Origin of the sequence: Mycobacterium sp. IS-1742, assembly GCF_001500125.1 — a bacterium.
GTDB lineage: Bacteria > Actinomycetota > Actinomycetes > Mycobacteriales > Mycobacteriaceae > Mycobacterium.
The window spans coordinates 91,198-102,277 of sequence record NZ_LQIV01000014.1; the positions used below are offsets into that span (position 1 = coordinate 91,198).

12 protein-coding genes and 1 pseudogene are annotated in these 11,080 nt (G+C 68.2%); 9 read left to right on the plus strand and 4 right to left on the minus strand.

Annotation, left to right across the window (positions count from 1 at the left end):
• The first annotated feature begins 193 nt into the window (after nt 1–193).
• The 3 genes from AU196_RS11205 (at nt 194) to AU196_RS11215 (ending at nt 1,754) form a co-directional block, all read left to right on the plus strand.
• Nucleotides 194–592, plus strand: a complete 399-nt coding sequence (locus AU196_RS11205) for a heme-binding protein (protein ID WP_059095161.1) — start codon at nt 194–196, stop codon at nt 590–592.
• Nucleotides 593–749: 157 nt separating this feature from the next.
• On the plus strand, nt 750–1,010 hold the full coding sequence (locus AU196_RS11210; protein ID WP_059095139.1) for a hypothetical protein: 261 nt from the start codon (nt 750–752) through the stop codon (nt 1,008–1,010).
• 12 nt (nt 1,011–1,022) lie between these two features.
• Complete coding sequence (locus AU196_RS11215; RefSeq protein WP_059095140.1) at nt 1,023–1,754, plus strand: ZIP family metal transporter; 732 nt, start codon at nt 1,023–1,025, stop codon at nt 1,752–1,754.
• 21 nt (nt 1,755–1,775) lie between these two features.
• On the opposite strand, the gene AU196_RS11220 is transcribed toward AU196_RS11215, so the two are convergent.
• Nucleotides 1,776–2,228 (minus strand): Rv1352/Rv1906c domain-containing protein, encoded by a 453-nt coding sequence (locus AU196_RS11220; RefSeq protein ID WP_059095141.1) that lies wholly within the window; start codon nt 2,226–2,228, stop codon nt 1,776–1,778.
• A 370-nt stretch (nt 2,229–2,598) separates the two neighbouring features.
• Between AU196_RS11220 and AU196_RS11225 the strand changes: the two genes are divergently transcribed.
• Nucleotides 2,599–3,027 (plus strand): MmpS family transport accessory protein, encoded by a 429-nt coding sequence (locus AU196_RS11225; protein WP_059095142.1) that lies wholly within the window; start codon nt 2,599–2,601, stop codon nt 3,025–3,027.
• Nucleotides 3,024–5,933 carry an MMPL/RND family transporter gene (locus AU196_RS11230; protein WP_059095143.1) on the plus strand — a complete coding sequence of 970 codons (2,910 nt, stop codon included), beginning with the start codon at nt 3,024–3,026 and terminating at the stop codon, nt 5,931–5,933. Before AU196_RS11225 ends, AU196_RS11230 begins: the two co-directional genes overlap by 4 nt.
• Nucleotides 5,934–5,949: 16 nt before the next feature.
• Here AU196_RS11230 and AU196_RS11235 read toward each other — a convergent pair whose 3' ends face one another.
• On the minus strand, nt 5,950–6,606 hold the full coding sequence (locus AU196_RS11235; protein ID WP_059095144.1) for an SGNH/GDSL hydrolase family protein: 657 nt from the start codon (nt 6,604–6,606) through the stop codon (nt 5,950–5,952).
• An 85-nt stretch (nt 6,607–6,691) separates the two neighbouring features.
• Here AU196_RS11235 and AU196_RS11240 point away from each other — a divergent pair, with 85 nt between their 5' ends.
• Together AU196_RS11240 and AU196_RS11245 are read left to right on the plus strand one after the other, a co-directional pair.
• A complete protein-coding gene (locus AU196_RS11240) occupies nt 6,692–7,528 on the plus strand; it encodes an SDR family NAD(P)-dependent oxidoreductase (RefSeq protein WP_059095145.1) in 837 nt (278 codons plus the stop codon).
• Nucleotides 7,525–7,992 carry an SRPBCC family protein gene (locus AU196_RS11245; protein WP_059095146.1) on the plus strand — a complete coding sequence of 156 codons (468 nt, stop codon included), beginning with the start codon at nt 7,525–7,527 and terminating at the stop codon, nt 7,990–7,992. The genes AU196_RS11240 and AU196_RS11245 overlap by 4 nt, the downstream gene beginning before the upstream one ends.
• A 1-nt stretch (nt 7,993) precedes the next feature.
• On the opposite strand, the gene AU196_RS11250 is transcribed toward AU196_RS11245, so the two are convergent.
• Together AU196_RS11250 and AU196_RS11255 are read right to left on the minus strand one after the other, a co-directional pair.
• Nucleotides 7,994–8,605, minus strand: a complete 612-nt coding sequence (locus tag AU196_RS11250; RefSeq protein ID WP_059095147.1) for a TetR/AcrR family transcriptional regulator — start codon at nt 8,603–8,605, stop codon at nt 7,994–7,996.
• A 132-nt stretch (nt 8,606–8,737) separates the two neighbouring features.
• A complete protein-coding gene (locus tag AU196_RS11255; RefSeq protein ID WP_059095148.1) occupies nt 8,738–9,580 on the minus strand; it encodes an alpha/beta fold hydrolase in 843 nt (280 codons plus the stop codon).
• A gap of 61 nt (nt 9,581–9,641) precedes the next feature.
• Here AU196_RS11255 and AU196_RS11260 point away from each other — a divergent pair, with 61 nt between their 5' ends.
• A complete protein-coding gene (locus AU196_RS11260; RefSeq protein ID WP_059095149.1) occupies nt 9,642–10,295 on the plus strand; it encodes a TetR/AcrR family transcriptional regulator in 654 nt (217 codons plus the stop codon).
• A gap of 164 nt (nt 10,296–10,459) precedes the next feature.
• Nucleotides 10,460–11,080 (plus strand): annotated as a pseudogene (locus tag AU196_RS25115) (hypothetical protein); the annotation flags it as partial.

Consider the following 11,080-nt stretch of genomic DNA (forward strand, 5'->3'; position numbering starts at 1 on the left):
CCTGACGGGAAACCGCAGCATAACCGTGGTAATGGGGCATAGATCACACCGCCTTGATGTAACGCTCGCGGACTCGCCGCGTCGCGGCGAATTGCCCCCGAATAGCCCGCTTTGCACTCGGGTACTTTCGATTCGGGGCGGGGAAAGCGCTTCGACAGCGCACCGTAATCGGAGATCCGAAGAGGAAGTGATCATGAAATTCAGTGGTAATACCGCTCGCCGGGGGATCGCCGGTGTGTTCGCCGGTTGCCTGTTCGGCGGGGTGGCCGCAGCAACCATCGCGGCACCCACGGCATCGGCCGCGGTGGACTGCTCGGCCAGCGGGGTCGCGAACACCGTCAGTAGCGTGACCGGTTCGGCCCGCCAGTACCTGGCCGACCATCCGGGTGCGAACCAGGTGGTGACCGCCGCGATGAGCCAGCCCCGCCCGCAGGCGGAGGCCGACATCCGCGGTTACTTCACCGCCAACCCGCAGGAGTACTACGAGCTGCGCGGCATCCTGGCCCCGATCGGCGACACCCAGCGTCAGTGCAACGTGACCGTGCTGTCGCCCGAGCTGGCGTCGGCCTACGACCAGTTCATGGCCGGCTGACCCGCGCACGGACCGACGGCCCGTCATCGCGACCGAGTGTCGCGGCGGCGGGCCGTCGTCGGTTCCCGGTCCGCAGAAGCCGTTTGAGCCGTTGCCGCGCGGGTAACAAAGAGCTCAACATCTGCAGCTCAACGCAGTACGACCGAGGAGAACCCCGATGGCCGAGCGCGTGCCAGCCCCCGCCGACGCGACGACCGAGGCGATTGCCACCACCGCGTTGTTCCTGAACTTCACCGCGGTGATCGCGCTCGCGGTGTGCCTTGCCAGTGTCGGTATGTCGGATCTGGCGGTCGCGGCGATCGCCGGTGCGATCGCGATCGTGAGCTTCGGAGCCAGCATCCTGTGCTTCAGCGCCCAGGCGCGTGAACGCCAACGCCAGGAGATCGCTCCGGCGCAGGTCGTGCCGGCCACCACCTAGGCCCCTGCCGCCGTGTTGACCGCGGTCTACTTCGGCATGGCGGCATCGAGCGCGCTGGTGTTCGGCGCCGCGGCCGGGGCGCGGTGGAGCCCGCCGAAGCGGGTGACCGGCGTACTGCTCGCCTTCGCCAGCGGCGCGCTGATCTCGGCTCTGACCTTCGAACTGTTCGAAGAAGCGTTCGCGATGGCGGGCGGATGGCACGCCGGGCTCGGATTGCTCGCCGGCGCAGCGGCTTTCGTCACGGCCGACACGCTTTTGGACCGCTACGTGAGTGGGCACGCGGGCCCCGACGCGCGTGAGGTCGCGTCATCGGGCGCACGGCGCGGGGTCGGTCTCGCGCTGCTGGCCGCCGTGACACTCGACGGTGTCCCGGAGAACGTGGCGCTCGGCGTGTCCCTGGTGGGCGGCGCTTCGCTGTCCCTGCTGGCCGCCATCTTCTTCTCGAACCTGCCCGAATCCCTCGTCGGCGCGGTGGCGATGCGCAATTCCGGGATGTCCGGTCGCACAGTGATTCTCACGTGGCTGACGTGTGCGGTCCTGCTGGCCGTCGCCGTCGTGCTCGGGCGGGCCACGGCAGGGACGCTCAGCGAGGACGTGCTGGCGGTGGCGCTGGCGTTCGCGGGCGGGGCCGTGCTCGCCTCGCTGGCCGACACGCTGATGCCGGAGGCGTTCGAGCACGGCCGGCCCCTCAACGCGTTCGCGACGGCGGGTGGGTTCTTCCTGTCGTTCATGCTCGCCGCCTGAGGAGGCGGCGTCGCGACAGGGTCAGGGCGTCGGGCCCTTGGCCCGGCCCGGGCCGAACAGTCCACCGAGCTGGCCCAGCATCTCGAGCGGACCCGGCCCCGGTGGTGGCGGCGGGCACGCGGTCCCGCACGCGCTGAGCTGCCAATTCTGGCAGTCGTTGGTGGTGAAGCTCGCGTCGGTCGGTTCGATACGCACCGATGCCGACTTCTTGGTCAGCGCGTTGTCGAGCAGCGTGCCGTCGGTGCCGACCCGTTTCCAGTAGCACGCCGAATCGGCGGCGGGACCGCTCGAGGTGTAGGTGCCCGGCATGATGTCGACGCCGACCTTGTAGGTGCCGTCCTTGTCGATCGCCGACGCGGGTGCCGGCGGGGCGGGCGGCGGTGACGGCTCGGGCTCCGCGCGGGCGGGTCCCGCCGCGGACACGGCCAGGGTGATCGAGGCGGCGACGGCCGCGGCGAGCCTGGATGCCTTCATGCCCCGGGATCGTACAGCTAGCCAGGCTAAGCGTCACAGCAGGCTGTGACCCAGGTCACTCTCAGTGCGCCGTCGTGATCGCCGTCTCCGCTGGTGAGGGGCTGCTGCGAGAGGCATTTAAATACACTAAGGTTCCTGTTTATACTGGCTAAGTTTTTAGCGGAGTCAAGGAGGAGCAAACGTGCCCACAGTGGCGATGAGCTGCACAGACGGGGTCTCGACCGCGTCATCGTGGGCACGGGAAACGGGTCGCGGTGTCGCATCCGTCGCTCCTCTGCGAGAGGATACCGCCGCGCCGAGTGGCGAGACCATGTTCCGTGTGGCCGGTCGAGCGTGACGACGAGCCACCGACTGTCGGGGAAATAACACAATGTTGAGTGTCGCCAAGAAGGCGTGGATACCACTGCTCATCGTGGTCGTGGTGCTGATTGCGGGATTCACCGTGCACCGCATCCGGGGCTTCTTCGGATCGGATGGCATCACGGTCACGCCCAGGGTGTTCGCCGACGATCCCGAACCGTTCGACCCCAAGGTGGTCCGGTACGAGATCACCGGTAGCGGCAGCTACGCCAACATCAACTACCTCGACCTCGACGCCAAACCGCAGCGGCTCGACAGCACAGCCATTCCGTGGGCGCTGACCCTCCAGACGACGGAGGCCTCCGCCGCGCCCAACATCGTCGCCCAGGGCGACGGCGATTCCATCACCTGTCGAATCATCGTCGACGACGAGGTGAAAGACGAGAGGACCGCAACCGGCGTGAACGCGCTGACCTACTGCTTCGTGAAGTCCGCATGAGCGCGCCCACGACCGGCGCGCCCACCGAGGCGTTCCCGCCGGCGAAGCCCCATCGCCGGCCGTTGCTCCCGCGAATGATCCGCACGCTGGCCGTGCCGATCATCCTCGGCTGGATCGCGATCATCGCGGTTCTCAACGTGATCGTGCCCCAGCTCGAAGAGGTCGGGCAGATGCGCGCGGTGTCGATGAGCCCGCACGACGCCCCGGCGATGATCTCGATGCAGCGGGTCGGCGAGGTCTTCGAAGAGGGCGACTCCGACAGCAACGTCATGATCGTGCTCGAAGGCCAGGAGCCGCTCGGGGACGAGGCGCACGCGTTCTACGACCAGATGATCGACCGCCTGGAAGCCGACACCAAGCACGTCCAGTCGGTGCAGGACTTCTGGAGCGATCCGATGACCGCCTCGGGATCGCAGAGCAACGACGGCAAGGCCGCCTACGTCCAGGTGAAGCTGGCCGGTAACCAGGGCGAGGCGCTGGCCAACGAATCGGTGGAAGCGGTCCAGAGCATCGTCGGAAGCCTCGAGCCGCCGCCGGGCGTCAAGGCCTTCGTGACCGGTCCCGCGGCTCTGGCCGCCGATCAGCACATCGCAGGCGACCGCAGTATGCGCCTGATCGAGGCGGTCACGTTCACGGTGATCATCGTGATGCTGCTGCTCGTGTACCGGTCGATCGTCACGGTGATCCTGATGCTCATCACCGTGGTGCTGTCGCTGGCGGCCGCCCGCGGGGTGGTGTCGTTCCTCGGCTACCACGAGATCATCGGGCTCTCGACGTTCGCCACGAACCTCCTTGTGACGCTGGCGATCGCGGCGGCCACCGACTACGCGATCTTCCTGATCGGCCGATACCAGGAAGCCCGCGGTCTCGGCGAGGACAAGGAGACCGCGTTCTACACGATGTTCCACGGCACCGCGCACGTCGTGGTCGGGTCGGGTCTGACGATCGCCGGCGCCACGTTCTGCCTCAGCTTCACCCGGCTGCCGTACTTCCAGACCCTGGGCGTCCCGCTGGCGATCGGTATGGTCGTCGTGGTACTCACGTCGCTGACGCTGGGTTCCGCCGTGATCACCGTCGCGAGCAAGTTCGGGCTGCTCGAGCCCAAACGTGCGATGCGCGTGCGCGGTTGGCGCAAGATCGGCGCCGCGACCGTGCGCTGGCCCGGACCGATCCTGATCGCCACCATCGCGCTGTCGCTGATCGGGCTGCTCACGCTGCCGGGCTACCGGACGAACTACAACGACCGCAACTACCTGCCCGCCGACCTGCCGGCCAACGAGGGCTACGCGGCGGCGGACCGGCACTTCTCCAACGCCCGGATGAACCCGGAGCTGTTGATGGTCGAGAGCGACCACGATCTGCGGAACTCCGCGGACTTCCTGGTGATCAACAAGATCTCCAAGGCGATCTTCGGTGTCGAGGGCATCTCCCGGGTGCAGTCCATCACCCGTCCGGACGGCAAGCCCATCTCGAATACGTCGATCCCGTTCCTGATCGGTATGCAGGGCACCCAGCAGAAGCTCACCGAGAAGTACAACGAGGACCTCACGGCCCAGATGCTCAAACAGGCCGAGGACATGCAGACGACCATCGACAACATGGAGACGATGCAGGGCATCACCGTGCAGATGGCCGACGTCACCCACAGCATGGTCGCCAAGATGAAGGACATGACGGTCGACGTGGCCGAATTGCGCGACCACATCGCCAATTTCGACGACTTCTTCCGGCCGATCCGCAACTACTTCTACTGGGAACCGCACTGCTACAACATCCCGGTCTGCTTCGCGATGCGCTCGGTGTTCGACACCCTCGACGGCATCAACGTGATGACCGACGACATCCGGGCGATCATCCCCGACATGGAACGTCTCGATGCGCTGATGCCGCAGATGGTCGCGCTGATGCCGAAGATGATCCAGACGATGAAGACCATGAAGGTCATGATGCTGAACATGTATTCCACGCAGAAGGGAATGCAGGATCAGGCGGCCGAGATGCAGGGCGACACGACCGTCATGGGTGAGGCGTTCGACGCGTCGATGAACGACGACTCGTTCTACCTGCCGCCCGAGGTCTTCGACAACGCCGACTTCAAACGCGGTATGGAGCAGTTCATCTCGCCGGACGGCAAGTCGGTGCGCTTCATCATCAGCCATGACGGCGACCCGCTGACCCCCGAGGGCATCGCCAAGATCGACAAGATCGAGACCGCGGCCAAGGAGGCCATCAAGGGCACCCCGCTGGAGGGGTCGACGATCTACCTCGGTGGCAGCGCCGCGATGTTCAAGGATATGAACGACGGCAACACCTACGACCTGCTGATCGCCGCGATCGCCTCGCTCGCACTGATTTTCATCATCATGCTGATCATCACCCGCAGCGTGGTCGCGTCGGCGGTGATCGTCGGCACGGTGGTGTTGTCACTGGGTGCGTCGTTCGGTCTGTCGGTGCTCATCTGGCAGCACATCATCGGGATCGAACTGCACTGGATGGTGATGGCGATGTCGGTCATCATCCTGCTGGCGGTCGGTGCGGACTACAACCTGCTGCTGGTCTCCCGACTCAAAGAGGAGATCCACGCCGGCCTGCGGACCGGCATCATCCGGGCGATGGGTGGCAGTGGTTCGGTGGTGACCGCGGCGGGTCTGGTGTTCGCGTTCACGATGATCTCGATGGCGGTCAGTGAACTGACGGTGATCGCCCAGGTGGGCACCACCATCGGCCTCGGCCTGCTGTTCGACACCCTGGTCATCCGCGCCTTCATGACGCCGTCGATCGCGGCGCTGCTGGGCAAGTGGTTCTGGTGGCCGCAGCAGGTGCGCAACACGCCGGTGCCGTCGCCGTGGCCGTCGCCGGGTTCCGGGCCCCCGCCGAGGGCCCCCGAGCCGGTCGGCAGCGTCTGACGACAAGGTGCGCGCGCTACCCCAGTAGCGTGCGCACCTTCGCGGCCAGCGCCACCCCGAGGTCCCGGTTGTTCTGCTCGGTGAAGTGGATGCCGTCGACCCCGTCGGTGCTGATGGCCGAGCCGGCGTCGAAGAAGTCGACCTTCATGTGCGAGGCCAGCGCCGAATAGGCGGTCGCCAGTGCATCGGTCTTCTCCTGTCCTCCCGCGAAGATCAGGTCGAACCACGGATGCGGGATCGCCGCCAGCGGTGGTGGGGAGACGACGAGGGTGCGCGGCGCGGGGTACACGGTGCCCACGCCGCCCGCGGCCGTGAGCACCTGGTTGACCAGGATGCCCATCCCCATGGCGATGTCCAGCGGTTCGCGGTGGAGGTAGGCCTTCGTGTCGTTGGTGCCGAGCATGAGGATGACCAGGTCGAGCGGCAGGTGGCTGGCCAGACAGGCCGGCAGGTAGGCCGCGCCGTTGAGGCGCGGATCGCTGGGATCGTCGGCCGTGGTGGTGCGGGCGCTGAGCCCCTCCTCGATCACGGTGTAGTCGGCGCCCAGGTCGTCGGCGAGCACACCGGTCCAGCGCACGTCGCGCGGATAGCGTTCGGTGGGCACCCCGTCCTCGACCGGGACCCACCCCCAGGTCAGCGAGTCACCGAAGCACAGAACGCGTTTCACGGCCATGGGACGACCGTAGCGCCGGCAGCGGGCCTCGGAAGGGATTATCGGGGCGGGTTACCCTCGTGGAGTCGACGAGAGGGGCAGGCCCGTGGCCGGAAGAACGATCGTCATCACCGGGGCCAGTGACGGTGTGGGCGCCGCCGCGGCGAAACGCCTGAGCCGCAGCGGCGAGAACGTCGTGGTGGTCGGGCGCTCCCCGCAGAAGACCGCGGCCGTGGCCGGCGCGCTGGGCGTGGATTCGCACGTCGCCGACTTCGCCGATCTCGCGCAGGTACGCGACCTCGCGCACCGGCTGCTCGAGGCGTACCCGCGGATCGACGTGCTGGCCAACAACGCCGGCGGGATGATGAACAGCCGCGAGACCACCGTCGACGGCTTCGAGAAGACCTTCCAGGTCAACCACCTCGCCCCGCTGCTGCTCACCACGCTGCTGCTCGACCGGCTCGTGGAGTGCCGCGCCTCGGTGCTCAACACCTCGAGCATGGCCAACAAGTTCGCCCGGGTCGACTTCGACGATCTCGACGCGGTGCAGGATCAGCACGGGTCGATCGCCTACGGCTCGTCGAAGCTGGCGAACATCCTGTTCACGAAGGAACTGCACCGCCGGTACCACGGGGCCGGAATCTCCACGGCGGCATTCCATCCCGGGCCGGTCGCGTCGAACTTCAGCGCCGAGGTGAACAATCCGCTGTTCGGACTGCTCTACCGCAGCCCGCTGCGGCACGTGGCGCTGATCGGGACCGAACAGGGCAGCGACGAACTGGTGTGGCTGGCGTCGGCGACGCCGGGCGCGGACTGGGAATCCGGGCAGTACTACTACAAGCACAAGGTGGCCAAGGCGAACAAGATCGCCGACGACGCCGGGGCGGCCGAACGGCTGTGGGACCGCAGTCTCGAACTGCTGAGCGCGAAGGCGGTGTCATGACTGTTTCCGTGGTGGACAACGGGCCGGGTCAGGTCAGCAGGTCCGTCGAGGTCGACGCCGCGGTCGCCGAGGTGTTCGCGTTGGTCGCCGATCCTCGGCGACACCACGAGTTCGACGGGTCGGGCACGGTGGGCGACAACATCGATGGCCCCGCGAAACTCGTTGCCGGATCCCGGTTCTCGACGAAGATGCGGATGTTCGGACTGCCGTACCGGATCACCAGCACCGTGACCGCCCTCAATCCGGATCGGCTGGTCGAGTGGCGGCATCCGTTCGGCCATCACTGGCGGTTCGAGTTCGAGGAGATCGCGCCGACGCGGACGCGGGTGACCGAGACCTTCGACTTCCGCGACACGGGTGCGCTCAAGGACCGGATCGGCTACTACGAGCGGACGGGTTTCGCGAAGCGCAACGCGACGGGCATCGAGGCGACGCTGCGCCGGTTGCGCGAGCGGTTCGCCTGAGTCAGCGGGTGGGCTGGCGCTGTTCGCGGCGCTTCGTGGCCACCGGTGGAAGTGGTTCGGTGGCAGCGGGATTGAGCGCGTCGAACATCAGGCTGAGGTAGCGCCGCCGCGCCGGGCGGGGCTGGTTCATCGCGACCGAGGCCGTGGTCACCATCGCCACGAACGTCGCCACGTCGTCGGGGGTGAGGTCGGGCCGCAGCGCACCCGTCGCCTGGGCCTGCATGATCATGTCGTCGAACTGCTCGCGGTCGCGGGTGAACAACTGCGCGGTGAGGTCCGCGAGGTCGCCGATCGAGGTCAGCAGCGGACGCTGACGGAACATGACCTCCTCGAGATGGGCGAGTGCGTCGATGAACGCCGCCCGCGGGGCATCGCGGCCGAGCGCGAGAATCGCGGGGGTGATGTCGGTGACGACGATGTCCTCGTAGACCGCGGCGGCCAGGGCCCTGCGGTTCGGAAAGTGGCGGTAGAGGGTGGCATTCGCGACGCCGGCGGCTTCGGCCACCTGGCTCAGCGTGGCGTTGTCACCGTCGCGGCCGAACACCTCGCGGGCGGCGGCGACGATGCGGTGGACATTGGCGAACGCGTCCGAGCGGCGATTGCGCGGAGTCACCCTCGCCACTCTCCCCGATCCTGCACGCGCAAATGGTAGCGCGCTCCCGGATACACGGGCCGCTTCGTGCGTTTGCGCAACGCCGTGGCGGGTTTTCGGGTCTCGGGCCGCCACCACGTCACGCAAGTCCGGCTACGGGGCGTCCGCGCGCGTCGACAGCACGGTCACGGCATCGGCCACCGCATGCGGCGCGTCGAGGGCCACGAACGTCCTCGCGTCGGCCGCCTCGACCATCGTCGCGTCGGGGAACTGCGCGGCCAGTCGTCGGCCCAGCGCGGGAGTGAAGCAGCGGTCGCGCATACCCCAGACCAGCCGCACCGGCTTGTGGAACCGGGGCAGGCGAGCCGCCACCTCGGTCAGATCCGTTGCGGCGACGTGCCTCAACAGGGTGGCGAGATTCGCCCGGACACCCGCGTTCGTCCTACAAGGCTCCAGCCACGACGCGGTGAGTTCCGGATGCGGCCGGCTGAGCAGCCCGTAGCCGAAGGGGGAATGACGCAGCGCGCGGACGCGCATCAGTTCGGTCAGCACCTTGATCGACACCTGCCCGCGCAGCACCGCGAAGACGACGTTGAACGGGAACGGCGGGAACTTGTCGAACGCATCGCAGTTCGTGAGCACGAGCCGGCCGACCACGTCCGGGTAGGCATCGACCACCAGCTGGCAGATCGCGCCGCCGGTGTCGTTGCCCACCAGCGTGACATCGCGCAGTCCCAGCGCGGTGACGAGGTCGCGGACCATCGCGGCCACACTCGCCGGCGACAGTTCGGATTCGACGGGAATGCGGTGCGATCCGAGCGGCCAATCGGGAAGCACACACCGGAAACCCTTGTCCGCCAGGATCTCCGCGACAGGATCCCACAGCCGGTGGTCGACGAGTGCGCCGTGGACGAACACCACCGGCGGGAACGCGGAGTCCTCCGGACCGGTGACGCGGTACTCGATGGTTGCGGTCGGCAAGGTGAGGGTGGGCATGTCGGTTACCCTTCATCGTGACATTTACGAACACCTGGTATGAAAGTTACGTGCAGACTGTATGAAAGTCAACGGCGAAGCCTCGGACGCCCGGCCCACCCGCCGCACGCAGGCGCAGCGGACCGCGCAGACCCGGTCGCGGCTCATCGCGGCGGGCCGGCGGCTGTTCTCGCAGCAGCCGTTCGCCGACGTCTCCACCCAGGCGATCGTCGAGGCGGCCGGTGTGACGCGAGGCGCGCTGTACCACCAGTTCGCCGACAAGTCCGCGTTGTTCGAGGCGGTCTACGAAGAGGTCGAGCAGGAGCTGATGGCGGAGATCGCCGGCCACATCGCGACGCACGAACCCTCGGACCAGTTGGCGGCGATGCGGGCGGGCGCCCGGCTCTTTCTCGAGCGGTGCGCCGCGCCCGACATCCATCAGATCGCCCTGGTCAATGCGCCGGCGGTGCTCGGGTGGCAACGGTGGCGGGAGATCGGCGCCCGGTACGGCCTCGGAGTGATCGAGGCGCTGCTGTCGGAGGCCGTCGCCGACGGCGCGATACCCGCGCAGCCGGTGCGGCCCACCGCCCACATGGTGCTCGGCGCTCTCGACGAGGCCGCGTTGTACATCTCCCGGGCCGCGGACGCCGACCAGGCGCGGGAGGAGATGTACGCGGTCTGCGACCGGCTGATCGACGGGATCGCCGGCCGGTTCGCCACGCCGGAGAGATCGTGAACCAGTCGGTTCGGTCACCGGAACGCCACTCGTTCGCATCGGTTCGGTAACCGCCCAGAATCTACGTTCCCGAAGATTCGTGCGTTCACTAGGTTCTTCCTCAAGATCACTTCTCAGAGGTCGGGGATCCCTTGTCGCGGAACGCGAATCGCTTTGCTACCGGAGTGCTGGCCGTCGCCGGGCTGATGTCGGCCGGCCACGTCGCCGCGGCCCCGGTGACGGCTCAGCCCAGCCCGGGGGTGCCGTGTCTGGAGATGGTGCAGCAGTTGGCCGCCTCGCCGCCGGACCTCGAGGAGTCATTCGCCGGCGCAGCGACGGCCGTGGCAGAACAGACCGCACCGCCCGCGCAGGCCGCGCCGGTGGCCGAGGCGGCCCCGGTGGTGGAGATGGCGGCTCCTCCGGTGGAGACGGCCACCGCCCCTCCGGTGTCGGACGCGCTCGCGGCCGTCGTCGTCGAATCCGCGGGCGCCGCCGCCCCGGTACCCGTACCCCCGGCGCCCGCAGTGCCCATGGCGGCCGCGCCGCCGGCGGCGCTGCCCCCGGTTCCACCGGTACCCGCTGTCGCGGTTCCCGCTCCGGCTGCGCCGCCGGCTGTGCCGCCCGCTCCCGTTGCGGCGCCGTCTCCGCCGGTTGCTGCGCCCCCTGTCGCGCCGCCGGTTGCGCCGCCGGTCGCCCCGCCGCCGGTGGAGGCCGCGCCGGTGGTCCAGCAGGCAGCAGCCGCGCCGCCGCCGGTGGAGGCCGCACCCTCGCCGCCCCCGCCCGCACGGCCGGTCGCGCCGCCCCCC

Bases quoted from the DNA above. Each gene is read 5' to 3' on its own strand.
- AU196_RS11205 (WP_059095161.1), top strand. From the start codon at position 194: ATGAAATTCAGTGGTAATACCGCTCGCCGGGGGATCGCCGGTGTGTTC.
- AU196_RS11210 (WP_059095139.1), top strand. From the start codon at position 750: ATGGCCGAGCGCGTGCCAGCCCCCGCCGACGCGACGACCGAGGCGATT.
- AU196_RS11220 (WP_059095141.1), bottom strand. From the start codon at position 2,228: ATGAAGGCATCCAGGCTCGCCGCGGCCGTCGCCGCCTCGATCACCCTG.
- AU196_RS11225 (WP_059095142.1), top strand. From the start codon at position 2,599: ATGTTGAGTGTCGCCAAGAAGGCGTGGATACCACTGCTCATCGTGGTC.
- AU196_RS11230 (WP_059095143.1), top strand. From the start codon at position 3,024: ATGAGCGCGCCCACGACCGGCGCGCCCACCGAGGCGTTCCCGCCGGCG.
- AU196_RS11235 (WP_059095144.1), bottom strand. From the start codon at position 6,606: ATGGCCGTGAAACGCGTTCTGTGCTTCGGTGACTCGCTGACCTGGGGG.
- AU196_RS11245 (WP_059095146.1), top strand. From the start codon at position 7,525: ATGACTGTTTCCGTGGTGGACAACGGGCCGGGTCAGGTCAGCAGGTCC.
- AU196_RS11255 (WP_059095148.1), bottom strand. From the start codon at position 9,580: ATGCCCACCCTCACCTTGCCGACCGCAACCATCGAGTACCGCGTCACC.
- AU196_RS11260 (WP_059095149.1), top strand. From the start codon at position 9,642: ATGAAAGTCAACGGCGAAGCCTCGGACGCCCGGCCCACCCGCCGCACG.